The sequence below is a fragment of the Aminobacter sp. DSM 101952 genome, assembly GCF_001424795.1.
GTDB lineage: Bacteria > Pseudomonadota > Alphaproteobacteria > Rhizobiales > Rhizobiaceae > Aminobacter > Aminobacter aganoensis.
Genome location: NZ_LMCL01000031.1, coordinates 320,109 through 347,032, shown reverse-complemented (window position 1 = coordinate 347,032; position 26,924 = coordinate 320,109). Strand labels below are relative to the sequence as shown.

Genomic DNA, 26,924 nt, shown 5'->3' with positions numbered 1-26,924 from the left:
TCGGCTTCGGCGATGACCCAGAGGCCGTCGACGTCGTCGTGCCTGGCGAGCACGGTGGTCAGTTCGGCGGTGTGGCCGGTGACGATGTTGATCGCGCCGGCCGGGATGTCGGAGTATTCGAGCACCTGGTAGAGGTCGGTGGCGACCAGCGGGGCGGTGGAGGATGGCACCACGACCGTGGTGTTGCCCATGGCGAGTGCCGGGGCCAGCAGCGAGATAAGGCCGAGCAGCGGGGCCCCGTCGGGGGCGACGATGCCGATGACGCCGACGGGCTCATGCAGGGCCAAGGTCACGGTGCGCACTGGGGGCTGGTGCACCCTGCCCTCGAACTTGTCGGCCATGCCGGCATACCAGAACAGGCGTTCGATGGAGGTTTCCACTTCCGACTTCGCGGCCTTGTGGCTGGCACCGGTCAGTTCGACGATACGGGTCGCGAACTCTTCGGCGCGGCCCGACAGGTTTTCGGCGAGGTAATACAGCACCTGGGACCGGTTGTAGGCGGTCGCTTCCGGCCAGGCCTTGCAGGCACGTGCGGCCGAGACCGCGTCGCGGATGTCCTTGCGGCGGCCGAGCCCGACCTCGCCAACGAGCCTGCCCTTGGGCGTCAGAACCGGCAGCGAGTAGTTGCCGTCGGGGCGCACCTGCTTGCCTGCGATGAACAGCTTTGCCGTGCGGTCGATGGCGTGGCTTTCGGTGTCGCGCGCGGCCTGCTTGGGGGTGGAAGATGGCTTGATGACCGGGCCATGCGGCTCGCCGGGCGCCAGATATTCCTCCAGCCCCTCGCGTCCTCCCTCGCGGCCGAAACCGCTCTCGCGATAGCCGCCGAAGCCACAGGCGGCGTCGAACATGTTGGTGCCGTTGACCCAGACCACGCCGGCCTTGAGCTGCGGGGCGACATGCAGCGCCAGGTTGACGTTTTCGCTCCACACCGAAGCGGCAAGGCCGTAGCGCGTGTTGTTGGCGAGTTCGACCGCCTCTTCGGTGTTGCGGAAGCTCATGGTGGCGAGCACCGGGCCGAACACCTCTTCCTGGGCGAGGATGTTGGCGGGCGCCACACCCGTCGCCAGCGTCGGCAAATGGTAATAGCCGCTCTGGGGCACCTCCTGATCGGGCTGCCAGCAGACCGCACCTTGCCTGGCGCCTTCCTCGACAAGGCGCTTCACCCGCTCGAGCTGCGTCCTGTCGACCAGCGGGCCGATGTCAGTGTTCTTGTCCAAGGGAGCGCCGACGCGCAGCCGGCTCATGCGTATCTTGACCTTGGCGATGAAGGCGTCGGCGACGCTCTCCTGCACCAGAAGCCGCGAGCCGGCGCAGCAGACCTGGCCCTGGTTGAACCAGATGCCGTCGACAAGCCCCTCGACGGCGCTGTCGAGGTCGGCGTCCTCGAAGACGATGAAGGCCGACTTGCCGCCGAGTTCCAAGGACAGCTTCTTGCCCGAGCCGGCGGTCGCCTTGCGGATGATCTTGCCGACCTCCGACGAGCCGGTGAAGGCGATCTTGTCGATGCCGGGATGGTTGACGATGGCAGCGCCTGCCTCCGGTCCGCCCTGGACGATGTTGACCACGCCCCTGGGCACGCCGGCGCGTTCGCAGATCTCGGCGAACAGAATGGCCGTCAGCGGCGTGAACTCGGCCGGCTTCAGCACCACCGTGCAGCCGGTGGCGAGTGCGGGCGCGATCTTCCAGGCGAGCATCAGCAGCGGAAAGTTCCACGGGATGATCTGGCCGACGACACCTGCCGCCTTGCGGCCAGGGAACTCGCTCGCCAGCGACTGGGCCCAGCCGGCATGGTGGATGAAGTGGCGGATCGCCAGGGGCACGTCGATGTCGCGGCTCTCGCGGATCGGCTTGCCGTTGTCGAGGCTTTCCAGCACCGCAAACAGGCGCTGGTGGCGCTGCATGGCGCGGCCGATGGCATAAAGCACCTTGGCGCGCTCATAGCCCGAGGCAGCGCTCCACTTGGGCAGCGCCTTGCGCGCGGCGGCAACGGCCGCCTCGATGTCGACGGCATTGGTGTCGGAGACTTTTGCCAGAAGCTTGCCGCTGGAGGGGTCTTCGGTGTCGAAGGTCCTGCTATCGGTGGCGGCGCGCCAGTCGCCGGCGATGAACAGCGCCTTCGAGAAGTCGCGGGCCGCAAGCCAGGCATCGGCTTCGCTGCGGGCCTCGGGGGCTGGGGCATAATCCATGGCGTGGTATCGTTCGAGAATGTTCATGAGAGGCTCTCCCTTACCCTCCCCCTTGTGGGGAGGGTGGCCCGAAGGGCCGGGTGGGGTCGTTGATCGGTTACGTCTCGTTACTGGTCCAATGTCGCGCTGTACCCCCACCCCGCGCCTGCGGCGCGACCCTCCCCACAAGGRGGAGGGTAAGGGGAAAAGACCTCACGCCATGGCGTGGCGGTGGTTGGCCGAGTAGCGGCCGCTGACGTGGTGCTCRAGCTGGCGTTCGATGTCGGTCAGCAGGCTGGACGCACCGAAGCGGAACAGCTCGGGTTCGAGCCAGGGCCGGCCGAGTTCCTCCTTCATCAGCACCAGCCAGTCGAGCGAGACTTTTGCGGTCGAGATGCCGCCGGCCGGCTTGAAGCCGATGAGATAACCGGTCTGCTCGTGATAGGCGCGGATGGCNAGCACCAGCCAGTCGAGCGAGACTTTTGCGGTCGAGATGCCGCCGGCCGGCTTGAAGCCGATGAGATAACCGGTCTGCTCGTGATAGGCGCGGATGGCCCTGACCATGGCGAGGCCGACGGGCAGCGTGGCGTTGACGCTCTCCTTGCCGGTCGAGGTCTTGATGAAGTCGGCCCCCGCCATCATCGCCACCATCGAGGCSAGCGTGACGTTGCGCAGCGTCGCCAGATCGCCGGTGCCCAAGATGACCTTGAGATGGGCYTCGCCGCAGGCAGCGCGCATCTGCCTGATCTCGTCATGGAGCTCCTGCCACCTGGCGCCGAACACCAGCCCGCGCGGAATGACGACGTCGATCTCGTCGGCACCGTCGGCGACCGACGCCTCGATCTCGGCCAGGCGCGTCGATAGCGGCGCCAGGCCATGCGGAAAGGCCGTCGACACCGCAGCGACATGGACGCCCGAGCCCTTCACCACTTCCACGGCAGTGGCGACGAACGGGTGGTAGNAGCGGCGCCAGGCCATGCGGAAAGGCCGTCGACACCGCAGCGACATGGACGCCCGAGCCCTTCACCACTTCCACGGCAGTGGCGACGAACGGGTGGTAGACGCAGACCGCTGCCGGCCGGATGATCGTCTCGCCCAGCCCCAGCGCCTCGACAAGGTCGCGCCGCAGCGGGTTCAGCGCCTTGGCGCACAACCTGCGCACGCGCTCGTCGGTGTCGTTGGAGTTCAGCGTCGTCAGGTCCATCAAGGAGATCGACCGCAGCAGCCACGCCGCCTGGTTGTCCGCCTTGATCGAGCGCCGCCTGGTCAGCGTGCCGACCCGACGCTCAAGTGCCGAACGATTGACGCAACGCATCGATTCCAGAAAACCAAGATCAAGCGCCATGCCCGGATTGCGCGGCAAGCCGATGTCAGCATCTGACACAGTATGCACCACACGCACACTCGCGCCGCTGCCCTCATGCATTTCCATTGCCAATCCCACCACAAGGCCCACCAGATAAGCGGCCACGTGCCGCGATTGAGGTCACAGCCATACAGCCGCCTTGAATGAAAGGAGGCATTATATATGTGATAATGTCAACATAATTCATGTTATAATTCTCACATTCATGCGGCGAAAAATGCAAAACCTTGTACTGCCCAGGCCAACTTGTTAGGTCTCTGACATCCAGCAACAATGGAGTCTTCCGGTGGCGAGAGCCGGCTCAGCAAAAGCGCAGCGTATGGAGCGCCTCCAGGCAGAGCTGGCACAGGGCCGGGCGCTGCACATCAGCGCTGTCTCCAAACTCCTGGAGGTCTCCGAGATGACGGTGCGTCGAGACATCCAGCAGAACCCAGGCAAACTCGGGTATCTCGGCGGTTATGTGGTGCCACGCGGCATGTTCGAACCAGAGAACTCCTATACGCTCGATATGGCTGCCGACCAGCAGCGCGATGCCAAGCGACGGGCCTGCGAAATCGCCCTGCGCCATGTCCGCGCCGAAGAGACCATCTTCATCGACTGCGGCACGACCCTGATCGAGTTGGTCGACCTCATCCCCAACGACATGCGGCTTACCGTCGTCTGTTACGCGCTCAACGTTGCCGAGCGGCTGGCACACAAACCGAATGTGACGCTCGTGATGCTCGGCGGCGTCTATTATCCCGCTTCGGCTACCTTCTTCGGTCCAGAGGCGCTGGCCACCATCTCGTCGCTGGGAATAAATGTGGCACTATTGTCTGCCGCCGGTTTCGATTGGGCGCGAGGCGCGACCTGCGTACATTTTCACGAGGCCGAGATAAAACGGAAGGTCATGGCCACTGCCAGCCGCAATATTCTCGTCATCGACACCAGCAAAATGGGCAGATTGCGCTCCGTCCTGTTCGCAGAAAGCACGAGCTTCGACGCGATCGTCACCGAACTTAGTGGGGATGAGACCTCACAGCACCCCCGCGTCATGAGATAGCTTGACCTGCCGAGTTGTTCATCAGGGCCAGGCGGTCGAGCGAGCGACACCCTTGCCGTCGAGACGCCGCCGGCCGGCTTGAAGCCGACGGGAGAGACGGCCTGTTGGTGATGACGTCAGCAACCGCCATCGTTGCCACCATCGAGGCGCGCGAGACATCGCGCTGACTTCTCCAACGATCTGCTTCATCAGGAGCCCAGGATCGTCCGGCGGAACAGCCGCGCGTAGCGGCCGCCATCGACCGCCAGGGCAACATCGACAGGCTGACCAAGGCTTGCGCCGTTCAATTCGGATTCGCCGCGATGGGCGCGGCGGTCGACGAGCGTCTGGCCGCGCGAACGCGATCCATCGGTGCACACGCTGACCGGAAACCGCTGCGTCGTCAGGCCTTCGGGGTCGATCACGGCACAGACCGCGCCGGCATCGCCGAGTGCCGCAATGGTTCCCGACGGGATGCGTTTCTGGCCAGCATCCTTCACCGCAAGGTGCCGGAAGAGCTTCGCGCACAGCTGCGCGCTCTGCACGCTGGATACCTCCAGCGCAAACACGTCATCTTCGGATACCGCGGCACTGTAGAAGACGTCGAGGCCATACATCATCGTCGGAATGCCACTGTCGACGACGATCGCCGCCGCCTCGGGGTCGGCCCAGGTGTTGAACTCGGCGACCGGGGTGGCATTGCCGACGCTGGCGCTGCCTCCCATGAAGACGATCCTGTCGAGCCTGGCGGCAACGTCGGGATACATCCGGATGAGCAGCGCGACATTGGTCAGCGGTGCAAGGGCGATCAGGACGGGCGGCGTCGGGCTGGCCAGAATCTGCTGGCGCATGAGTTCGACGGCATGCATGTCGCTGGCGTTTGATGCCGGTGCTTCGAGTTCCAGCCCGGCCAATCCGTTGTGACCGTGGACATGCGCCGCATTGCGCGGTGCCGCAATCAGCGGACGGGAGGCACCGCGGGCAACGGGGACGTGTGCCGCACCGGCGACGGACAAGACGGCGCGGGTGTTGCGATAGACATCGTCGAGCGGCGCGTTTCCGGCCACGCAGGTCACCGCACGCAGGTTGAAACCCGGGTGAAGGGCCGCAAAAACGAGCGCAAGGGCGTCGTCGACGCCGGTGTCGACGTCGACGAGGATTTCAATCGGCTGCGGCATCACTCAGTGCTTTCCATGGCTTCGGCGACATCCTCGATCAGCGGCCGGTCGAGGAAGTCTATGGTCAATGTCTCGAACGACCTGCCTCTGTAGGCGAATTCGCCGGAATATTCGTTCGATACCCGGTCGGCGGCATCCTTGCCTATGTCGATGCCCCAGAACGACAGATGCGCGGCAGTTGTCGGAATGCGCACCGCCCCTACCCTCTGGCGGCCATGCAGGAGCACGAGTTCGGCAGAATGGCCCTGCCGGTTGTGCAGGGCAAATCCGGCCTCGCATGTTCCCGCCGGCAGCGGGGCATCGGCGACGCAGGTGGTACGGTGGCCGAGTTGGACATGCTCGAACACCAGGCGGCCCTCCTTCACGTAGAGCGTGTACCCTCCCCTCCGGTCGCCGCTCGCGACCAGGACGCCGCCCTCTGCCAAGGCCCGATCTCGGAACGAGGCGGTCACGAGCATGGATCGCTCCGAACCGGCGATCATGCTGCTGATCGGCACGTGGCTCTGGCCCGGTCGGAAGACCAGCCTGTTGCGCGACATCAGGCCGATCGGCGGCCGGGCGCGCAACAGCTGCACTAGCGTGCGGTCGTCGAGCGGCAGCACGTTGTTCGCCTCCGCCTCCTGCCACCAGCGGCCGATCATCTCCTTCAAGCGCTCGGGCTCGTCATCGGCACGATCCCTGGACTCCGAAAAATCGCCCTCGGTGTCGTAGAGCCGCCAGTCGTCATCGTCGTAGGCGACGCCTTGCCTGTGTTCGGTCACCGCGCGCCAGCCCTCGTGCCAGATGGCGCGGTGGCCGAGATTTTCCCAGTACTGGGTCGCACGCGGCGCAGGCACGTCGGTCGCAGCAAAGGTCGAGGCGATGCTGCGGCCATCGCATGGCAGCGGATAATCGAGCCCCGCCAAGGACATGATTGTCGGTGCAAGATCGATCACATGGGAGAACTGCGTCCTGACCTCGCCTGTCGTGCCGATGCCCTTGGGCCAGGAAACAACCATGGGCGAACGCACGCCACCGAGGTCGACGTGCTGCTTGTAGCGGCGGAACGGCGTGTTGCCGGCCATGGCCCAGCCTTGCGGATAGTGCGCGCCGCCGTGACGGGTGCCGATCTGGTCGAGATGCTTGAGCTGTTCCTCGACGCTCTGCGGCAGGCCGCTGTAAGGCGCGTTGGTGTCGACAGCGCCATCCTTGCCGCCTTCGCGGCTGGCACCATTGTCGGACATCACGATGATCAGCGTATTGTCGAGCTCGCCCAGCCGTTCCAGTTCGTCGACGAGGCGGCCAAGATGGACGTCGGTGTGCTCCAGGAAGCCGGCATAGGCGGCCTGAAGATGGGTGTAGAGCAGCTTCTGGTCGGCCGAAAGCGAGGCCCAGGCGTCGACCTCGTCGTTTCGGGGCGCCAGTTCCGCGTCCTGCGGCGCAATACCCAATTCCTTCTGCCGCAACAGGCGGTCTTCACGCGTTGCGTCCCAGCCTTTGGCGAACACGTCGACATAGGGCTCGATGAAGGACCGGGGGGCCTGGAAGGGCGCATGCGTGGCGCCGAAGGCCAATTGCAGGAAGAAGGGTTCCTCGTCGCGGAAGACCGTATGGTCGCGGACATAGGAGATGGCCCGGTCAACCAGATCCTCGGTAAGGTGATAATCCTCGCCGAATTCGCGATCGACCTGGTGATTGTCTTCGCAAAGCTCGGGTGTGATCTGGTCGGTGCAACCGGGCAGGAAACCGTAGAAGCGGTCGAAGCCGCGGCCGAGCGGCCAGTTGTGGTAGGGGCCGGCCGGCGAGATTTCATGCGACGGCGTCAGATGCCACTTGCCGACGAGATAGCTGCCATAGCCCTGCTCGCGCAACATCGCCGGCAACAGGGCCACGTCGCGGTCGATGCTGCCGCGTGAATTGGGAAAGCCGGTATCGGTGTCCGACAGGAAACGCATTCCGACGGCATGGTGGTTGCGGCCGGTCAGCAGGCAGGTGCGTGTCGGCGAACACAGCGGCGTGACGTGGAAATTGGTGTAGCGCAGCCCGCGCGCAGCCAGCCGGTCGATGGTTGGCGTGCGGATTTCGGAGCCGAAGCAGCCGAAATCGGCCCAGCCGGTGTCGTCCAGCACGACAACGACGATGTTCGGCTTCTGCTCCTTGTGATTGCAGCTCGTCGGCCACCAAGGCCTGGATTCCGCGACGGTCCGACCGATATGGCCGGGAAACTTGTCATGTTTCATTGCTGTTCCTCGAAATCAGAAAATCGCCGCGCGGGCACCAAGGTCGGCAGCGCATCGAAAGCCGAGATGGCTCGAGGCTGCGTCGACGGCATTGGAAGTTCGCCCCGAGACGCGGTAGCGGTTGCAGTAGCTGCGGTGGCAGAGGTAGGAGCCGCCGCGCATCGCCTTCAGCTGCGGCCGGTCCATCGACCAGCTGTCCGCAGTCCACTCCCACACATTGCCGACCATGTTGAACAGCCCATAGCCATTGGGCTCGAACGCATCGGCCGGGGCCGTCGACAGGAAGCCGTCTGCTGCGGCGTTGTCCATGGGGAAGCGCCCTTGCCAGATGTTGCAGCGATGCCGGCCGTCATCCAGGAGCTCATTGCCCCAGGGATAGATCTTGTCTTCGAGCCCGCCGCGGGCGGCGATCTCCCATTCGACTTCCGTCGGCAGCCGCTTGCCGCGCCAGGCGGCGAAGGCCGCGGCGTCATTCCATGAGATATGAACGACCGGATGATCGCCGCGCTCGCGCCAATGCGATCCAGTGCCGTCGGGCGTCGACCAATTCGCCCCCTTCACCGGCAACCACCATTCCGGCGAGCCGGTCTGCAGCGACAGGACATCCCATTCGGCACCTGGATGCAGTTGCGCGCAGAAGACGAACGACCAGCCGATCCGCTCCGCTTCCGTCTCATAACCCGTCGCATCCACGAAGCTGGCAAAATCGCTGTTCGTCACGGCGGTCCTGTCGATCAGGAAGCCCTGGCAATCGACAGTTCGGCATGGCCCTTCGCAATCTTCGGGATATGCCTCCGGCCCGTCATAACCGACCCGTCGGGTGCCGGCGGGAATGGCAGCCATGTCCGAGCTGTCCAGACTGCGCGACACCGCCAATGGCTGTCGCACGGGGATCGGCTGCTCCTCGCTTTCCCGGACTGGTGAACAACACGACATCAAGGGTTTCCTGGTGACGCTTGGATTCTGGGCTCCAAAGCATGGTCGGATTATTTGACAAAGGCTGGATGCCGGCCAATACATTTAGGCTTGAAGGCAATTCCAATTGGTTATGAGCCGGGCATCCTCCATGTCGTTCGAAGTCCCCAACCTCACCCTGCTCAAGCACTTCATCATGGTTGCCGAGGACAAGGGAATCTCGAAGGCAGCGAAGCGCCTGCGAATCTCACAGCCGGCCCTGTCGAAGAACATCAAGCGGCTTGAAGAGATGCTCGGGACACGGCTCTTCGAAAGGCATTCCGGCGGCGCCGACCTGACCCAGACGGGACAGGCCTTCTTCAACCGGGCCCAGATCATCGGGCTCGAATACGAGCACGCCGTGCAGGAAATCCGAAACCTGCTGTCCGAACAGGACGCCACCATCCGGGTGGCGGCCGGGCCGATCTGGTCGTCGACCATACTCCCGGCGGCGGCTTCCCGTTTCCACAAGCGCTTTCCACGCCATCGCCTGTCGGTGCAGACCGGTTCGGTCGACCAGTTGATCGAGGATCTGAGGCTCGGGCGCGTCGACATCTTTGCAGGCGCCGTGATCGCCAAGAGCAGGCTGCCTGGCTTCACGTCGCGGCGCGTCGCCAAGGCGCAGCTCGGCATCATGTGCGCGGAGCATCACCCGCTCGCCCGGATCGAAGGCCCGGTCGATCCCAAGGAGCTCGTCAGCTACCCGTTCGTGTCGTTCAACCTGAACAGGGACGTGCTGAAGACGCTGTCCGACTGGCTCAAGGAACGCGGCGCGCCGCCTCCCCGCTACCTTCTCGAAACCAGCTCGATCTACACCTGCGCGGAACTGGCACGCTCGGGCGACTACCTGTTCTACGAGTCGACGATGGTGGCGAGCAGCCCGATCGGACACGGACTGAAGGTGCTCAAGACCGACAAGGAAATCTTCCAGTACGATTTGGGCTTCGTGTTTCGCCAGGGCATGGACCGGCTGCCGCCGCACAGCGGCCTGATGAAGGCCATGGTAGAGGTGTTCGAGAACAGAGGCCTGCGCAACCTGCCGAGCGCCGCCGAATAGGCGGCGCTCCCCGATCGTCAGTCGATGTCGCCGCTGGGCGGCACGATCTCGCGGTCGTCGCCGAGTTCGATCACCAGCCGGTGGAGCTTGCCCGTGAACGGGAACTCGCCTGCGATCGCATCGCACACCGGCGGCATGCCGCTTCGCCCGATGAACATGGGCGCAAGGGAAATGCGCAGCAGCGTCTGGTGCTCACGCTCGCCGGTTTGCCGCTTACCGTTTACAACAAGCGCGCCAATGCCCTTGAGAAGGCCGGTCTTGCGGTATTCGAAGCCGAGCGTGATGGCACCGAACTCACTTAGCCGCTCCGAAGCCAGTCGCGTGATGTCACCGCAATGGTTGTAGACGTAGTTGAGCCTGCCATCCTTCAGATAGAGGACGTAGCCGCTGCCGCAGTTTCCGTAGCTGACCAACGTGCCTTCCGACTGCTGGTCGATCATCACCTCGGCGGTGATGCGATGCGACGTGTCCTGGGTCAGCGGCGCTGCCGACGAGGGGACGGATTCGAGCTGCGGGTAGAAGACATATCTGCCGCGCGCGCGGATGGAGTCCGGCTTTGCCTTGGCGCGGAAGCGCACCTCACGGTCGTCGAGGGGCATCACGTCATACCGCCCGGCCTCCGCCCACCAGCGCTCGGTCATTTCGCGCAGCTTGGCCGGATGGTCATCCGCCAGGTTTCGGGTCTCGTTGAAATCCTCGTCCAGCTTGTAGAGCTCCCAGTCGTCGAGCTCGAAGTCGTCGCCCCGCTTGTGCTTAGTGACCGCCTTCCAGCCCCTGTGCCAGATGCCGCGATGGCCGAACATTTCGAAATACTGGACGTCCTTGCGCGACTCTGCTTCCGGGGCGTCGAAGGTGTAGGCAAAGCTCGTGCCATGGACGGGCATCTGGGCTACGCCCCTGTAGACCTCGGGCGCCTCGACACCGCAGATCTCGAGTACCGTCGGGGTGATGTCGACGACATGATGGAACTGGTGGCGGATGCCGCCCTTGTCGGCAATCCGCGCCGGCCATGACACGATCATCGGGTCGCGCACGCCGCCGCCATGGGTGAAGGACTTGAACAGCCGCAGCGGGGTGTTGCTGGCCTGGGCCCATCCCCAGGGATAGTTGCTGAAGCTGCGCGGCCCGCCGATCTCGTCGATCGCAGCGAGATTTCGCTCGAACGACTCCGGTATCTGGTTGAAGCGTCGGAGCACGTTGGTCGTGCCCTCGGGACCGCAGTCAATCGACGCGCCGTTGTCGGAGATGACCACGATCAAGGTGTTGTCGAGCTTTGCGCTGGCCTCCAGGAAATCGAGCAGCCGGCCCAGTTGCTCGTCGGTGTATTCGAGGAAACTGGCATAGGCCCGCTGCAGCCTGGCGGCAACCTTCCGCTGGTCGGCCGACAACAGGTCCCAGTCTTCCACTCCCGGAGCATCCGGCGGCAGTTCCGTCGAAGCCGGAACGAGGCCCATCGCCTTCTGCCGTTCGAGCCGCCGTTGCCGGATGACGTTCCAGCCCTGGTCCCAGACGCCCTCGTATCGGTCCATGTAGGCCTTCGGCACCTGATGCGGGAAGTGCCCGGCCGAGAAGGCGAGGTTCAGGAAGAAAGGAGTGTCGGGCGCCAGCGAGACGTGGGCGCCGAGCATGGCGATCGACTTGTCGACCAAATCGGCGGTCAGATGGTAGCCTTCCTCCGGTGCATTTGGCTGCGCGACGGCGTGGTTGTCTTCCACCAGCTCGGGATAATACTGGTCGGTGCTGCCGTTCATGAAGCCGTAGAAACGGTGAAAGCCACGACCGAGCGGCCATTGGTCAAACGGTCCGACGGCGGTGATCTCGTCGGTTTGTGCGACATGCCACTTGCCGACGGCAAAATTGGCGTAGCCGACGCCGCCCAGCATTTCGGCAATGGTGGCGGCGCGATGCGAAATCGATCCGCGTCCGTTCTGGTAGCCGAAGTCGAAATTGGCAAGGCAACGCATGCCGACCGCGTGATGGTTGCGCCCCGTCAGCAGGCAGGCCCGCGTCGGCGAACACATCGTGGTCGTGTGGAAATTGCTGTAGCGGAGCCCCGCCTGGGCGAGCCGATCGAAATTAGGCGTCCGTATCTCTGATCCGAAACAGCCAAGGTCGGCGAAGCCGACATCGTCGAGGATGACGTAGATGACATTGGGGCTGCCGGGCGCGGGCCTGGGCCTGGTTTCAAACCAGTTGTCCGACTCGTGATAGGTGCGGCCAACGCGGCCGGGGGTGCGGTCTCTAGACATGAGCGCCTCGGAACATCGGGTAAATCGGAGATGCCGCATCTCGCCGATCATGCCGCATCCGTTGAATCTTGACCCGACCTGCCCACCGGCAGGCCGGGCCTGTGGCCACTACATGGCCACGCCAGGATCCCAGCGAATGATCCACTTCTCAAGCATCGAGACGATGGCGAAGCCGGTGATGGCAATGACCGAAGCCGTCAGGATCGTTGCAAACAAGCGCGGGGCGTTGAAGTCGAACATGCTCTGCAGCAGGAGATAGCCGATGCCCTTGTTGGCGCCGATCCATTCGCCGACGATCGCGCCGAGCACGCACATCGTCACCGAAATCTTGAGCGCCGAGAAGATGTAGGGCAGCGCGCTGTAGACCCGCACGCGGAGGAAGACCTCGGTCTTCGAAGCGGAGAGCACGCGCATCAGTTCGAGCAGTTGCGGATTGACCGCGCGGAAGCCGCGAACCGAGTTGACCAGGGTCGGGAAGAAGCAGATCAGCGCTGCGATGACGATCTTCGGTTCGATGCCGTTGCCGAGAATGATCTTGAGCACCGGCGCAATCGCCACGATCGGGATCGTCTTGATCAGGATCGCGACGGGATAGAACATCTCCTCGACGACCTTGTTGTAAACGAAGGAAACGGCGACGAGCAGCGCCACTGTATTGCCGAGCAGGAAGCCGAAAAACGCCTCCGTGATCGTCGGAACGGCTGCCTCGAGCAACAGCGGCAGATCCCGCGATACCGCGCCAGCTACGTCGGTCGGTGCCGGCACCAGGTAGGTCGGCACTTTGAACAGGACGATGATCAGTTGCCAGATGATCAAGGTAAGAGTGAGCCCCAGCATGGCCATGCCGAGAGCCCGCGCAGCATCGGGGCTTGGGAAGATGCTCCAGATGCGCGGCAATGGCGCGGCTGTGGTACCGACTGAACGATCGATGCTCATGGCTTATCCAGCTCCCAGCATGTCGCGCAGCCTGGCGACGTAACGGCCCAGTTCCGGGGCGTCCTTCAAGGCGAGGTCGCGTTCCGCAGGAAGATCGACCTCCAATATCCCGCCAATCCTCGATGGCCGACGGCTCATGACGACGACGCGCTGCGACAGGAAGACGGCTTCCTGAAGCGAATGGGTAACGAAGACGATCGTCATCCCGCTCTGCTTCCAGATGCGCAACAGCTCGACATTGAGCGTGTCGCGCACCAACTCATCGAGCGCCCCGAATGGCTCGTCCATCAACAGGACTTTCGGGCGGGTAACCAAGGCGCGCGCAATCGAGACACGCTGGCGCATGCCGCCCGAGAGTTCCGAAGGCAGCGCATCCTCGAAGCCCTCCAACTCGACGAGCTTCAGCGCTTCGCGCGGATCCATGAAGTTGCCGGTCTTCGGATTGGCCCCGCCAACCTCGAACGGCAGCCGCACGTTGTCGATGACCTTGGCCCAGGGCATCAGCACGGATTGCTGGAACACCATGGAGAAGGTGCGCGCCGCGCGTGCCGACGAGGTCGTCCCGGCAAAAATGCTGACCTTGCCTTCCGACGGCTCGATGATGTCGGCGATCGTCCGCAGCAACGTGGACTTGCCGCAGCCCGAATGCCCGATCAGCGAAATAAATTCGCCTTCGTGGACCTTCAGCGAGACATTGTCGATCGCGCGCACGGCCTTCGAGCTGCCGCCGAACGTCACCGCCACGTTGTCGATGTCGATGGCAACCCTGGCGGGGGCGATGCCTGCCGTGCCGGCATCAGCGGCCGTCGCCGCATGCGCCATGGCGTTCACCGCTTCGTCCTCTGCGCCGCAACAAGGACACGGTCGTCGAACACGTCGTCGGCCGTGAGTTCCGGCTTGATCTCGCCGATCCTGGCATAGGTCTGCAGCGTCGCGTTCCAGCGGTCCTTGCTGATGTTGGCAAAGCCGTGTTCGCGCGTTTCATCGGTGTAGATGAAATCGGCCACGATCACCTTCAGGGAGGCAAGTTCCTTGTCCTTTTCGATGGCGCTCGACATCGAGGCCACCATGTCGATGGCTTCCTCGGGATTGTCGGCCGCATAGGCCCAGCCCTTGTCGCAGGCCTCCAGGAACTTCGCCAGCATGTCGCTGTCGGACTCGATCAGGTCGGTGCGGGCGATGTAGTAGTTGGACTGGAACTGCAGCCCGTTGTCCCAGATGCTCTGGGTGTTGTAGCCGCCGGCATGCTGCAGGACGGGAGCGTTCTGGGCAACATTGGTCGGCCAGGAGGCGACAACATCGACCTGATCCTGGAGGAGGCCGGGTATCTGGGCCTGGATGAAGGTGATGTCCTCGAACTTCAGGCCACTGTGGTCGAGAACCGCCTTGACCTGGGCGGTTGCACCCTGGCCTGCGCCGATACGCTTGCCCTTCCAGTCGGCGACCGTCTTGATGTTGGCTTCACCGAGCGAATAGAAGGTCAGCGGCGCCTTTTGGAAGGCTGCGCCGAAGGTCTTGATCGGCAGTCCCTGGTTTGCACCATACATGATCTCGGGCGCATAGGTGGTGGCGATCTGCGCCACGCCCGACAGTGCCTCTTGCACCGTATTGGAGTTCGGTCCGCCTGGAAGGATCTCCACGTCCAGGCCCTTTTCTGTGAAATAGCCCTTCTTCAAGGCCACGATTTCACCGGCGGAAGCTGCATTGTAAAGCCAGGCGAGTTGCAGTTTGACCTGCTTCTGCTGAGCATGCGCAGGAACCACGCCCCCAAGCCCCAACGAGGCGAGCGGCATGATGCTGGCGGCTGCCAGAAGTGAACGTCGGCTGATCATCTTTATCCTCCAATCAGACAAGCGCAACGACCTAATCTCGGCGAGGATAGACCGCGTCCAGCGGCTCCACACCATAACATGCTTCTGCGAACTCATTCCATGTGGTTATGGTCGCCACCACGCGCCGAAGCGCGCGAAGAATGCGTCTGGAGGTCGCCCGCACAGCGAAAACCCAGATGGCTCGACGTGGCGCCAAAATGGTTGCAGGTCCGGGCTGCAACCCGATAACGGTCGCAATAGCTCGCGTGGCAAAGATACGAACCGCCGCGCATTGCCATCAATCCGGGTGCCTCGTTCGACCACGGCGAAGCAGTCCACTCCCATACATTGCCGAGCATGTTGTAGAGGCCGAAGCCGTTGGGCGGAAAACTCCGCGCCGGCGCTGTCGCGAGGTAACCGTCGTCGGCCGTGTTGTTGAGCGGAAAGCGCCCCTGCCAGATGTTGCACATGTGGCGCCCGCCAGGATGGAGGCCGTCGCCCCAGGTGTAGACGGCCCTCTGCAGGCCACCCCGCGCCGCCGCTTCCCATTCAACTTCCGTGGGCAGGCGCTTGCCGACGAAGCCGGCAAAGGCGGCGGCGTCATTCCACGAGACATGAACGACGGGATGATCGCGCAACCCATGCAGGGAGGAGCCTTCCCCATCAGGCGCGTGCCAGCAGGCGCCGCGAACAGGGAGCCACCACTCCGGCGCGCGCGCGTCTGCGCCCGCCACGACAGCGGCCTCCGGGTGCGCCTGGGCGATGAAGACGAACGACCATCCGAGACGCTCTGCCTCCGTGACATAACCGGTGGCACTGACGAACGATGCGAAGGCCTCGTTTGTCACCGCGGTCTTGTCGATGAGAAAAGCGGGCAGATCGACATACCTCACCGGCCCCTCCCCGTCATCGGGATTGGCGAAAGCCCGGTCCTCGCCGAGCAGCCAGCTCCCAGCGGGGATTCGCGCCATGTCCGGATGGCCGCCCGCCGCAAGCGAGACGGGAGCAGAGATTTGTTCCTGGGGACGATCGACTGCGGACCGACCCGGAGTGCAACAAGCCATGACGCGGTCCTGTCGAAAAACTGGGATCGTGGAATTTGACTCTTTCTCGATAACACGTAAAGGTAGGACGTCCTACCTCTTGGAGGAAAGAACGATGTCAGGATCTGCCACCGAGCGCGTCATGCAGTACATTCGCCAGCAAAAGCTGGTCGCAGGAGATCGCCTGCCCGCGGAAGTGGACATTTCGCGGATACTCGGCCTCAGCCGCAATTCTCTGCGTGAAGCCTATGCCGACCTGATGGCCAAGGGCCTGCTCAAGAACAAGCACGGCGTCGGCACGTTCATCGCCAACCCGCCCATTCTCAACGCCCTGACAGGCTCGGCCGGGTTCTGGAACCTGATCGAAAAGGCGGGCATGAAAGCGTCCTTTCGCGAGGTCCTGCGCGATCAGGTGATCGCCCCCAAGGAGATCGCCGTCATCTTTGGCCTGGCGGCAGAGAAGCCAACCCAGCGCCTGCGCTGGCTGTTCCTGGCCAACGACCAGCCATGCATTCTCGTCGACCATTATCTGGCACGCAGCATTCCGCCGAGTGCCTTCAACCAGACCACCGAGCATGACGCACTCGCTGCCATCGCGCCGTTCACGGTCGTCGATGGCGCGTCGCTGTCGACACGCACGTCGGCGATCAACGCGACCGACGAAATCGCCGAACTGCTTCAGGTCAACGAGGGAGACGCGCTCCTGTGGAGCACAGCCCTCGTGCACTCGGGCGACGGCAGCGTGCCGCTGGCCTCGCGCTCGTGGATGGTCCCCCACCTTCTCAACAGCCATCAGGTGATGGCTCTCTCTCCCGTTCATTTCCAGGGCAATGCAGCCCCTTCGCCGGAGGACGAACCGAAATGACCCGATTTACCAAGACTGCCCTCGGCCTTGCGTCCAGCCTGTGGCTGTTCTCGGCACAAATGGCCGGGGCGCAGACCCTCCAACCCGTACGCTTCGGCGTCGACGCCTATACCACCGGCTCCCAGATCTGGGTCGCCAAGGAAAAAGGCTTCTTCGAGAAGGAAGGGATCGATCCGCAGATCACCACCTTCGCCACCGGCGTCGAGGCGATCGACGCACTGCTGATCGGCCGCGCCGACATGGCGGTGGGGCTCGACTTTCCGATCGTCTCGCGCATCCAGGGCGGCAAGCTGACCGTGCTTGCCGGGATTTTTCATTCGACGCCGGGCTTCCACAAGCTGGTCGTCAGCAACGAGATCAAGGAAGCCAAGGACCTGGTCGGCAAGAAGCTGGGCATTGCCGCCGGCACGGCTCAGCACCTGGTCACGATGAAATACCTCGAAGAGAATGGCATCGCCGAGGACAAGGTCGAGATCGTCGGCTTCACCAGCCTGCTCGAAATCGTCGCGTCCCTCCGCTCCGGCCGCATCGACGCGGCATTCGTCTGGGCCGACGGCACTCAAAAGTCTATCGATGGCGGCGAGCGCTACGTGCTGACCGACGACGCGGCCGCCAAGCGCAACAGCAGCGCGTATATCGCTGCCCAGACCGATTTCACCGAAAAGCACCCCGAACTGACGGTGGCGACGCTGCGTGCGCTCAACGAGGCAAGCGCTTTCATCACGGCCAACAAGGACGAGGCTGCCGCCATCATCGCCAAGAATACGCGCGCGCCGCGCGACACCGTGCGCGAGCTTCTCGACTACAACGAGTTCGCGCTGGCGCTGACGGACTATGAGCGTCGCGGCTTCCAGGAAGTTGCAGACTTCCTCGTGAAGACCAAGTCGCAGCCAGTGACCTTCGAAACGGGCGTCAACCCGAAATACCTGAAGGAAGCGGCCCCCGACCTGGTCAAGCTGGACAATTGAGCGATACGACCATGACAAACAGCCCAACAAGCGAGACCCCTCCGACGCCGGCGGTGGTCTTCGACAAGGTCGGCATGGCCTATCCCGGTCAGAAGGCCGGCAGCGAACTGATCCTCGCCAACCTCTCGGTTACCGTGCCGCAGGGAGAATTCTTCGTGCTCGTCGGCCCCAGCGGCTCGGGCAAATCAACCTTGCTGAAGATCGTCGCCGGGACCGAGAAGCAGACCGAGGGTCGCGTCCTTGCCAATGGCAACGTCATCGACGGACCGGACCGCCGGCGCGGCATGGTGTTCCAGTCGATCGAGGAACCGTTGTTCCAATGGCTGACGGTCGCGGAGAACATCGGCTTTGGGCCCAGCGTGGCCGGCAAGTCGCGTTCCGAGTGCCGGACAATCGCGCAGCATTACATCGACCTCGTTGGCCTGCGCGGACACGAGGCAAAGTTCCCGCACGAACTCTCGGGCGGCATGAAACAACGCGTACAGATCGCCCGCACCCTTGCCGCCGAACCGGAACTGATCCTGTTCGACGAGCCGTTCGCTGCGCTCGACGCGCTGACGCGCCGCGTGCTGCAGAAAGAACTGACGCGAATCTGGCGCGAGACCGGCTGCACCATGGTCTATGTCACGCACGATATCCGCGAAGCGGTGCTGCTCGGCCAGCGTGTCGCTGTCATGAGCCGGGGACCGCGCGCCAACATCACCCGCATCTACGACATCGACCTGCCCTACCCGCGCGACGACCTCGACAGCCGTTTCGCCGACGCCGTGAAGGCGATCGAGGGCGACATCGAAAGGGAGGCGGCTTCGCAATGGGAGCAAAACTGATGCCATCCTATGCATGGTCGGCGCTGAGCGTCGCCACCGTCCTGATCGTCTGGCAGATCGCCTCGACCTGGCTGGTCGACCCGATGTTCCTGCCCGCCCCGCTGGCAGTCCTCAAGGGCGCAGGACAGATGCTGGAAGAAGGCACGCTCGGCCAGTCGGTGCTGGTGTCGATGATGCGCATTCTCTCAGGCTGGCTCGTCGGCAGCGCCATCGCCATACCGATCGGCCTGGCAGTCGGCGTCTCGCCGGTGGCCCGTCACCTGGTCGACCCGTTCATCCACTTCTTCCGCTTCGTTCCGGCGATCGCGCTGGTGACGCTGTTCATCATCTGGTTCGGCGTGGGCGAGATGTCGAAGATCATCCTGATCGCCTACGCGACGGCCTTCATCGTGATGGTCAATACGGCAAGCGGCGTGTCCTCGATCTCGCAGGACAAGCTGAACGCCGCGCGCTGCCTTGGCGCCAACGAACGACAGGTGTTCTTCCGGGTGATGATCCCGGCCTGCCTGCCCTCGATCTATGTCGGCATGCGGCTGGCGCTTGCCTCGTCCTTCCTGGTGATCGCGGCGGCCGAAATGCTCGCCGCCGACGCGGGCCTCGGATACATCATCTGGACCTCGCGCCTCTACTTCCAGGTGGACTGGATGTTTGCGGCCATCATCGTGCTCGGCCTCCTGGGTTTCGCCACTGACCGCCTGTGGCGGCTCCTCGGGCGCACCCTGCTCAAGCGCTATTTGCGCGGCGTCACAGGCTATTGATCAAATCGGGCCGGACCTGGCCTCACTTGGGTCCGGCCGTCATCTCTCAGACTTGGGACTGGTTCATGACTTCCGAATTTCGCGGACGCATTGGCCGTACGCACCACGAATCCGCACGCGACTACGCAGACATCCCGACAGGCCCGGCTGGCAAGCCGAACGTGATCTATGTCGTGCTCGACGACGTGGGCTATTCAGATCTCGGCTGCTTCGGCTCGTCCATCGATACGCCGAATTTCGATTCGCTCGCCAACAACGGCCTGCGCTACAGCAATTTCCATACGACGACGCTGTGCTCGCCGACGCGCGCGTGCCTTCTCACCGGGCGCAACCATCACTCCGTCGGCATGCGCTATCTCGCGAACGCCGACATGGGCTGGCCCTCCGGCCGCGGCGCGATCAGCCATCGCGCGGGAACGCTGGCCGAAATGCTCAAGCAACAAGGCTACGCGACATATGCAGTCGGCAAGTGGCACCTCGCGCCGACCGAGAACGCCAATGCTGCCGGCCCCTTCGACCAGTGGCCGCTCGGGCGCGGTTTCGAGCGTTTCTACGGCTTCATGAACGGCAGCACCGACCAGTTCCACCCCGAACTCTGCCAGGACAACCAGCAGGTTTCGCCGCCGGCGACGCCTGAACAGGGCTACCACCTGTCCGACGACCTTTCGAACCGGGCGGTGCGCTACATCGCCGACAAGATGGCAATCTGGCCGGACAAGCCGTTCTTCCTCTACCTTTGCTACGGCGCCGGGCATTTCCCGCACCAGGCGCCCGAGCCGGCACTGGCAAAATACCGCGGCCGCTTCGCCGATGGCTGGGACGAGGAACGCGTCCGCAGGCTGGTCAAGCAAAAGGCGATGGGGCTGGTGCCCGAAAGTACCGAACTGCCCCAGCCGAACCCCGGCGTGCGCGCCTGGGAGGAGCTTGCCGCAGATGAGCGCGAAGTGTCGGAGCGCATGCAGGAGGCCTATGCGGCGCTGCTCGACCACACCGACGCTGCGTTCGGCAAGCTGCTCGATTTCCTCGACCGCACCGGCATCCGCGACAACACGATCATTGTCCTCATCTCCGACAACGGGGCCTCCACCGACTGCGACCCGGACGGCACGACGAACGTGCTGCGCTGGTTCAACCGCTTGCCCGAGGACTATTCGGTCTCGGGCGAGCGCATGGCCGAAATCGGCTCGGCGCGCAGTTCCGGCAACTACCCCTGGGGCTGGGCACAAGCCTCCAACACCCCGCTCAAGCTCTACAAGAGCTTCACCCATGGCGGCGGCGTGCGCGATCCCATGATCTTCTCCTGGCCTGCCGGCATCGCCGACAAGGGCGGGATTCGTGCACAGTTCACCCATGTCACCGACATCACGCCGACAATCATGCAGCTTTGCAATGTCGCCGCGCCCGAGACGATCAACGGCGTGGCGCAGATGCCGATCCACGGCGAGAGCTTCGGCTATTCGTTCGATGCGCCCGATGCGGCAACCGAAAAGCAGTCGCAGTACTTTGAAATGTACGGGCATCGCAGCATCTGGCACCGCGGCTGGAAGGCGGTGACGCAACACAAAGCCGGAAGCGATTTCGACAACGAGCACTGGGAACTCTATCACCTCGACGAAGATTTCTCCGAGCTTCGCGATCTCTCCGTGGAAATGCCGGAAAAGCTGGCCGAGATGAAGGAGCGCTGGTGGGCGGAGGCCGGTCGCTACGGCGTCATGCCGCTCGACGACAGCGACGTGCTGTTCAAGCCGCCCTACCGGCCCGGCGCGCCGCGCTGGCGCAACGAATGCAGCTTCTTCCCGCCGACCTCCTCCATCCCGGCGGAGGCAGCGCCGATGACCCAGGATGTCTCGCATCGCATCACGATCCAGATCGAGCGCGACGATGCGAACCAAGGGGGCGCGCTGGTCTGCTTCGGCAGTTGCCACGGCGGCTATGCCATCGACATCATCGATAACCGGTTGGTCTACACCTACAACTACGCCGGTTTTGAAGTCAGCCGCATCGTTTCGGACCTAGAGATCCCGCTCGGTGCAGCGACCATCGCCTTCGAGTTCGAGAAGACGGGGACGCTCAAGGGGCGCGGCAGCCTGATCGTCGATGGGCGGCCGGCAGGCTCGCACCTATTCGAACGGACACTGCTCAGGCTTTCGCTGTCACCCCTGATGTTTGGGCGCAGCAATGCCGAGCCGGTCGACCCGAAGCGACGGACGAACCCGGATTTTGCCGGGCGGATCATGCGTATCGACTACGCCATCGGCCAGGATCGCGACGTCATGCCGGCGAGCCTAGATGTGGATTGACCAACTTAGGGGCTAAAGCACCACGCAGCTTGCGAGATCGCATTCGTTCCGAAAGGCGGGCGCAGTCCCTGCGCCCGCCACCGTCTAGAGGCCGCGGGCGATGACGAGGCGCTGCACCTCGCTGGTGCCCTCGTAGATCTGGCAAACACGCACGTCGCGATAGATCCGCTCGACCGGGTAATCCGCGAGATAGCCGTAGCCGCCATGGATCTGGATCGCCGCAGAGCAGACCTTTTCCGCCATTTCGGAAGCGAAGAGCTTGGCCATGCTGGCTTCGGTCAGGCAGGGCTTGCCCGCCTCGCGCAGCATAGCCGCGCGGAGCACCATGAGCCGCGCCGCGTCGATCTGCGTGGCCATGTCGGCGAGCCTGAAGGCCACCGCCTGATGCTCGATGATCGGCTTGCCGAAGGTGATGCGCTCCTTTGCATAGCTCAACGCCGCCTCATAGGCGCCGCGCGCCATGCCTACAGCCTGCGCGGCGATGCCGATGCGGCCGCCCTCGAGGTTGGAGAGCGCGATCCGGTAGCCGTCGCCTTCGGCGCCCAACCGGTTCTCGACCGGCACCCGCATGTCGGCGAAGGCCAGCGCGCAGGTGTCCGAGCCGTTCTGGCCCAGCTTGTGCTCGACCGAGACGACCTCGTATCCCGGCGTGTCGGTCGGCACGATGAAGGCCGAGATCCCCTTCTTGCCCACTGCGGGATCGGTCACCGCAAAGACGATCACCACCGAGCCGTTTCGGCCAGAAGTGATGAATTGCTTGGCGCCGTCGATGACGTAGTGGTCGCCCTCGCGCCGGGCGCGGGTCTTCAACGCCGATGCGTCCGATCCCGCCTGTGGCTCGGTGAGGGCGAAGCCGCCAATCCACTCGCCGCTCGCCATCCTGGGCAGGAAGCGTGATTTTTGTTCGTCGGTCCCGAAGCGCAGGATCGGCGTGCAGCCTACGGAACTGTGTACCGACACGATGGTCGAGCACGCCCCATCCGCCGCCGCGATCTCTTCCAGCGCCAGCGCATAGGCGACCATGCCGGTTTCCGAACCGCCATACGTCTCGGACACCAGCATGCCAAGAAACCCCAACTCCCCCATCTCGGTCAGTTCGGCACGCGGAAAGGCATGGTCACGGTCGCGTTGCGCCGCACCGGGCAGCAGCCGCTCCTGTGCGAACTGTCGAACAGCCTCGCGGATCTGTTCCTGTTCCTCGGTGAGCATCAGATCATCCTTTCGATGGCGACGGCCGTGGCCTCGCCGCCGCCGATGCACAGCGAGGCAACGCCGCGCCTTTGCCCATGGCTTTCCAGCGCTGCCAGCAGCGTGACCAACACTCGCGCGCCCGAAGCGCCGATGGGATGACCCAGCGCACAGGCGCCGCCATGGATGTTCACCACCTCATGCGGCAGGCCCAGGTCGCGCATCGTCGCCATGGCGACCACGGCGAAGGCCTCGTTCACCTCGAACAGGTCGAAATCGCCGAGTTGCGTCCCGGTCCGCTCAAGCAGCTTGCGGATGGCGCCAATGGGCGCGGTCGGGAACAGGTTCGGCCTGTCGGCATAAGTGGCATGGCCAAGGATACGCGCACGGGGGGTCAGCCCGCGCCGCTCTGCTTCCGAGGCGCGCATCAACACCAGCGCAGCCGCCCCGTCCGAAATCGAGGAAGAATTCGCCGCCGTCACCGTTCCGCCCTCGCGGAATGCAGGCTTCAGCGTCGGGATCTTGTCGATCCGCGCCTTGCCCGGCTGCTCGTCGACGCTGACGACGGCCACGCCGGCGCGCGACGCCACCGATACCGGCGCGATTTCGGCCGCGAAACGTCCTTCGGCGATTGCCGCCTGGGCCCGGGTCAGTGATGCGATGGCGAACGCGTCCTGTTCCTCGCGGGTAAACTGATATGCCCCGGCGCAATCTTCGGCGAAGGTGCCCATCAGCCGACCCTTTTCGTAGGCGTCCTCGAGCCCGTCCAGAAACATGTGGTCCAGCACCTGGCCATGCCCCATGCGATAGCCTGCGCGCGCCTTGGGCAGCAGATAGGGCGCGTTCGACATGCTCTCCATGCCGCCCGCGACAACGATTTCGGCGGAACCGGCCTGGATCGCGTCATGGCCCAGCATCACCGCCTTCATGCCCGAACCGCACATCTTGTTCACCGTTGTCGCCCCCGCGCCCAGCGGCAGCCCGGCCTTCAGCGCTGCCTGCCGCGCCGGAGCCTGGCCCTGGCCGGCCGGCAGGACGCAGCCCATGATGATTTCCTGCACCGCGCCGGGCTCCAGCCCATTCAGGGCAGCCGTGATGGCGGTGGCGCCCAGCGTTGGGGCATCGACGCCTGCGAAATCGCCCTGGAAACCACCCAACGGGGTGCGGGCCAAGCCGGTGATGACGATCGGGTCCTTGTCCATGATGATCTCCTTACTTTGGCGGGTGGTCACTATCGCGATCCTCGCACGAAAATTGAGCTGAGCCTCGGGTGAGTTTGAGAGCTGCGGTCATGCGATCGCCGATCGCTGACGATATTCGCAGATCTCAAATATGCAGCGCATGGCCCAAGGCACGCAGGCTGGCCTCGTGCAGGGCCTCGCCACGTGTCGGATGGGCGTGAATGGTACCGGTGATGTCCTCGATCAGGGCGCACATTTCCAGCGCAAGCGCGAAGCCGCCGGCCATCTCGGCCACACCGGCGCCGACCGCCTGGATGCCCACAACCTCGTGCGTATCTTCACGTGCGGTGACGCGGATGAAGCCCGCCTCGTCATCGGCAGTCATCGCCCGGCCATTGGCGGCGAAGGGGAAGAGACCGCTGATAACCTTCTGTCCCTTGGCGTGGGCCTCGTCGGGCGACAGGCCAACAGTGACAATCTCGGGATCGGTGAAGCAAACCGCCGGAATGGCGCGCTTGTCCCAGACGCGAAGCTCACCGGCGATAATTTCAGCGACCATCTCGCCTTGCGCCATGGCGCGGTGGGCCAGCATTGGATCACCTGTAACGTCGCCGATGGCGCAGACGCCGCGCATTGAGGTGCGGCAACCGTCATCCACGGCAATGAAGCGGCCTTGCATGTCGAGTCCCAGACCCTCAAGGCCGAAACCGTCGATAACCGCCGTGCGGCCCGCGGTGACCAGCACCTTGTCTGCCGCGATTTCCTGCCGGCCATCAACCGTTGCCAGCGTCACGCGGCCATCTGCAAAGCCTTCGGCATTCGCGTCGGTCAGCACCGTGACGCCCAGTGCCTTGAGCCGTGCCGCCACGGGTCGGGTCAGTTCAGCATCATATTGTGGCAGGATGCGCGGCCCGGCCTCGATCACTGTCACGTCGGCACCGAGTTTTGCCATGGCGGTGCCGATTTCCAACCCGATATATCCGCCTCCGACCACGGCGAGACGCGACGGCACCTTCGACAACGAGAGAATGTCCGTCGACGACAGGACATCGCCGCCGAAAGGCAGGGCGGGGATCGACAGCGGCTGCGATCCGGTCGCGATGATCAGGTTCTCCGTCTGGATCCTGATCGGGCCATCGACGCCGTCGACCTCGACCGCCTTGCCGTCGATGATGCGCGCATGACCGTTGACGACACGCACCTTGGCCTTTCGCAGGAGGGCCGACACGCCGCCCGTCAGGCGATCGACGATCCCGTCCTTCCAAGCAACGGTGCGCGCGAGGTTAATGGTGGGCACGGATGTGGAGATGCCGAGCGCGTTCTCAGCCGAATGAGATCTCGCCGCGAAGAATGCGTCCGCTGCGTGGATCAGCGCTTTCGAGGGAATGCAGCCGACGTTCAGGCAGGTGCCGCCAGGCGCTTGTGCCTCGACGACAATCGTGTCCAGCCCCAACTGTCCGGCACGAATGGCGCAGACATAGCCGCCAGGCCCTGCCCCTATGACCAGGACCTTGCAAGTCTCTCGTTTCATGCCTCGTCCTCCATGAAGATCAGAGCTGGCGCTTCCAGCAATTGCTTGATGCGCTGGACGAATCTCGCGGCGTCCCAGCCGTCGATCACCCGGTGGTCGAAGCTGGCAGAGATGTTCATCATCTTGCGCGGCACGAACTGGCTGCCGTCCCACATCGGGCGAACGGCCATCTTGTTCACGCCAAGGATCGCCACCTCGGGGTGGTTGATGATCGGAGTGGTGGCAATCGCGCCAAGAGGTCCCAGCGAACTGATGGTGATGGTCGAGCCCGTGAGCTCGTCACGGGTGGCCTTGCCGGTGCGAGCCGCTTCGGCGAGCCGCCCGATCTCGCCAGCCGTGGCGTACGGGCCATAGGCCTCGGCATGGCGCAGGACGGGAACGACAAGCCCGCTGTCCGTCATCGTGGCGATGCCGATATGGACTGGATTGTGGCGCGTCACGATCCCGGCATCGTCATCGAAATGCGCGTTCATCTCGGGATGATCCACCAGGGCACGGCAACAAGCGGCGGCCATGAAGGGTAGCATCGTCAGCTTCGGCCGGGCCCCACGCGTGGCGTTCATCGTGGCGCGAAGTTCCTCCAGTGCGGTGACGTCGACCTCCTCCACCACGGTGATATGCGGGATGCGCGCATTGGCCAGAGCCATGCGGTCAGCGATCTTGCGACGCAGGCCGATAATGCGGATCGTCTCGCTTCCCTGGCGCCGTCCCCGGCCGGAACGCGGCACGGCGCCTGCGGCATCGGCCGTGGAAGACGCAAACACCGCATCCAGGTCTGCATTGACAATCCGTCCGGCCGGGCCGCTTCCACGCATTTGCCGAATATCGATCCCGGCCTTGCGGGCACGGGCACGAACCGCGGGGGACGCGAGCGGTGGCTGTCCTTCGGGACGCGGCGCGCTGGCCGTGCCGGCAGGCGGAGGGACGGAAGATTGGAGGGGTCGGGCCGCGGAAACCGGCGGATTCTCATCCCGCTCTGCCGATGCCGGTTTGGGCTCGGAGGCCGTCGCCAGAGGTACGGGAGGCGCCTTTTCAGACGAAGGCTCAGCCGAAACCCGGCTTTCTCCCTCATGCTCGATCGTGACAAGGACCGACCCGACCAGAAGCGTCTCGCCGATTTCGCCGCCCAGCGAGACGATGGTCCCCCCGAAGAGACTGGGAATCTCGACAGTCGCCTTGTCGGTCATCACCGCGGCGAGGACGTCGTCCTCGCGGATATGGTCGCCCGGCTTGACATGCCATTCGATCAATTCGACCTCGGCCACACCTTCGCCGACGTCAGGAACCTTGATGTTGCTGATGCCCAT

Annotated in this window: 21 protein-coding genes and 2 pseudogenes; 8 read left to right on the top strand and 15 right to left on the bottom strand. The window is 64.1% G+C overall.

Going from position 1 to position 26,924, the window contains the following annotated elements; translation table 11 throughout:
- From ASC75_RS20070 to ASC75_RS26185, 3 genes and pseudogenes are all read right to left on the bottom strand, one after another.
- Positions 1-2,213 (bottom strand): aldehyde dehydrogenase family protein (locus ASC75_RS20070; protein WP_055979312.1); only part of this gene is annotated, 2,213 nt, incomplete at its 3' end.
- 165 nt (positions 2,214-2,378) lie between these two features.
- Positions 2,379-2,621: pseudogene (locus ASC75_RS26790) on the bottom strand (deoxyribose-phosphate aldolase); the annotation flags it as partial.
- Between the two features lies 1 nt (position 2,622).
- Positions 2,623-3,126, bottom strand: a pseudogene (locus tag ASC75_RS26185) (deoxyribose-phosphate aldolase); the annotation flags it as partial.
- A gap of 691 nt (positions 3,127-3,817) precedes the next feature.
- Between ASC75_RS26185 and ASC75_RS20060 the strand changes: the two are divergent.
- Entirely contained in the window at positions 3,818-4,573 is a 756-nt protein-coding gene (locus ASC75_RS20060) for a DeoR/GlpR family DNA-binding transcription regulator (protein WP_244487886.1), read from the top strand.
- Between the two features lie 188 nt (positions 4,574-4,761).
- On the opposite strand, the gene ASC75_RS20055 is transcribed toward ASC75_RS20060, so the two are convergent.
- The 3 genes from ASC75_RS20055 to ASC75_RS20045 are packed head-to-tail and all read right to left on the bottom strand — an operon-like array spanning position 4,762 to position 8,792.
- Positions 4,762-5,730, bottom strand: a complete 969-nt coding sequence (locus tag ASC75_RS20055) for a nucleoside hydrolase (protein ID WP_055979203.1) — start codon at positions 5,728-5,730, stop codon at positions 4,762-4,764.
- Positions 5,730-7,949, bottom strand: coding sequence for an arylsulfatase (locus ASC75_RS20050; RefSeq protein ID WP_055979199.1), 2,220 nt, complete (start codon positions 7,947-7,949; stop codon positions 5,730-5,732). Before ASC75_RS20050 ends, ASC75_RS20055 begins: the two co-directional genes overlap by 1 nt.
- Before the next feature lie 15 nt (positions 7,950-7,964).
- Positions 7,965-8,792 (bottom strand): formylglycine-generating enzyme family protein, encoded by an 828-nt coding sequence (locus ASC75_RS20045; RefSeq protein ID WP_055979196.1) that lies wholly within the window; start codon positions 8,790-8,792, stop codon positions 7,965-7,967.
- Here ASC75_RS20045 and ASC75_RS26175 point away from each other — a divergent pair.
- Both ASC75_RS26175 and ASC75_RS20040 read left to right on the top strand, forming a co-directional pair.
- Positions 8,791-8,943, top strand: coding sequence for a hypothetical protein (locus ASC75_RS26175; protein ID WP_156381332.1), 153 nt, complete (start codon positions 8,791-8,793; stop codon positions 8,941-8,943). The genes ASC75_RS20045 and ASC75_RS26175 overlap by 2 nt on opposite strands.
- 72 nt (positions 8,944-9,015) lie before the next feature.
- A complete protein-coding gene (locus ASC75_RS20040) occupies positions 9,016-9,960 on the top strand; it encodes a LysR family transcriptional regulator (protein WP_055979193.1) in 945 nt (314 codons plus the stop codon).
- 17 nt (positions 9,961-9,977) lie between these two features.
- Here ASC75_RS20040 and ASC75_RS20035 read toward each other — a convergent pair whose 3' ends face one another.
- The 5 genes from ASC75_RS20035 to ASC75_RS20015 all read right to left on the bottom strand — a co-directional run bounded on the left by ASC75_RS20035 (position 9,978) and on the right by ASC75_RS20015 (position 15,927).
- A complete protein-coding gene (locus ASC75_RS20035; RefSeq protein WP_055979308.1) occupies positions 9,978-12,209 on the bottom strand; it encodes an arylsulfatase in 2,232 nt (743 codons plus the stop codon).
- Between the two features lie 108 nt (positions 12,210-12,317).
- Positions 12,318-13,145, bottom strand: a complete 828-nt coding sequence (locus tag ASC75_RS20030; protein ID WP_055979189.1) for an ABC transporter permease — start codon at positions 13,143-13,145, stop codon at positions 12,318-12,320.
- Between the two features lie 3 nt (positions 13,146-13,148).
- Positions 13,149-13,967 (bottom strand): ABC transporter ATP-binding protein, encoded by an 819-nt coding sequence (locus ASC75_RS20025; protein ID WP_055979305.1) that lies wholly within the window; start codon positions 13,965-13,967, stop codon positions 13,149-13,151.
- Positions 13,968-13,972: 5 nt separating this feature from the next.
- Positions 13,973-14,977 (bottom strand): ABC transporter substrate-binding protein, encoded by a 1,005-nt coding sequence (locus tag ASC75_RS20020; RefSeq protein WP_055979186.1) that lies wholly within the window; start codon positions 14,975-14,977, stop codon positions 13,973-13,975.
- A gap of 92 nt (positions 14,978-15,069) precedes the next feature.
- Positions 15,070-15,927 carry a formylglycine-generating enzyme family protein gene (locus ASC75_RS20015; RefSeq protein ID WP_055979183.1) on the bottom strand — a complete coding sequence of 286 codons (858 nt, stop codon included), beginning with the start codon at positions 15,925-15,927 and terminating at the stop codon, positions 15,070-15,072.
- Positions 15,928-16,114: 187 nt separating this feature from the next.
- Between ASC75_RS20015 and ASC75_RS20010 the strand changes: the two genes are divergently transcribed.
- The 5 genes from ASC75_RS20010 (at position 16,115) to ASC75_RS19990 (ending at position 21,717) form a co-directional block, all read left to right on the top strand.
- Positions 16,115-16,864: a GntR family transcriptional regulator gene (locus ASC75_RS20010; RefSeq protein ID WP_162244947.1), complete on the top strand. Its 750-nt coding sequence runs from the start codon at positions 16,115-16,117 to the stop codon at positions 16,862-16,864.
- Positions 16,861-17,832, top strand: coding sequence for an ABC transporter substrate-binding protein (locus tag ASC75_RS20005; RefSeq protein WP_055979177.1), 972 nt, complete (start codon positions 16,861-16,863; stop codon positions 17,830-17,832). The genes ASC75_RS20010 and ASC75_RS20005 overlap by 4 nt, the downstream gene beginning before the upstream one ends.
- A gap of 11 nt (positions 17,833-17,843) precedes the next feature.
- On the top strand, positions 17,844-18,659 hold the full coding sequence (locus ASC75_RS20000; RefSeq protein ID WP_055979174.1) for an ABC transporter ATP-binding protein: 816 nt from the start codon (positions 17,844-17,846) through the stop codon (positions 18,657-18,659).
- On the top strand, positions 18,659-19,417 hold the full coding sequence (locus ASC75_RS19995) for an ABC transporter permease (RefSeq protein ID WP_055979172.1): 759 nt from the start codon (positions 18,659-18,661) through the stop codon (positions 19,415-19,417). The genes ASC75_RS20000 and ASC75_RS19995 overlap by 1 nt, the downstream gene beginning before the upstream one ends.
- A gap of 65 nt (positions 19,418-19,482) precedes the next feature.
- Positions 19,483-21,717 carry an arylsulfatase gene (locus ASC75_RS19990; RefSeq protein WP_055979169.1) on the top strand — a complete coding sequence of 745 codons (2,235 nt, stop codon included), beginning with the start codon at positions 19,483-19,485 and terminating at the stop codon, positions 21,715-21,717.
- 84 nt (positions 21,718-21,801) lie between these two features.
- On the opposite strand, the gene ASC75_RS19985 is transcribed toward ASC75_RS19990, so the two are convergent.
- The 4 genes from ASC75_RS19985 to ASC75_RS19970 form a co-directional block, all read right to left on the bottom strand.
- Positions 21,802-22,929: an acyl-CoA dehydrogenase family protein gene (locus ASC75_RS19985; protein WP_055979302.1), complete on the bottom strand. Its 1,128-nt coding sequence runs from the start codon at positions 22,927-22,929 to the stop codon at positions 21,802-21,804.
- On the bottom strand, positions 22,926-24,110 hold the full coding sequence (locus ASC75_RS19980) for an acetyl-CoA C-acyltransferase (protein ID WP_184117351.1): 1,185 nt from the start codon (positions 24,108-24,110) through the stop codon (positions 22,926-22,928). The genes ASC75_RS19985 and ASC75_RS19980 overlap by 4 nt, the downstream gene beginning before the upstream one ends.
- A 121-nt stretch (positions 24,111-24,231) precedes the next feature.
- Positions 24,232-25,617: a dihydrolipoyl dehydrogenase gene (gene lpdA / locus ASC75_RS19975; protein ID WP_055979162.1), complete on the bottom strand. Its 1,386-nt coding sequence runs from the start codon at positions 25,615-25,617 to the stop codon at positions 24,232-24,234.
- The gene (locus tag ASC75_RS19970; RefSeq protein ID WP_055979160.1) at positions 25,614-26,924 is read right to left on the bottom strand and encodes a dihydrolipoamide acetyltransferase family protein; all 1,311 of its coding nucleotides are present in this window, start codon (positions 26,922-26,924) and stop codon (positions 25,614-25,616) included. Before ASC75_RS19970 ends, lpdA begins: the two co-directional genes overlap by 4 nt.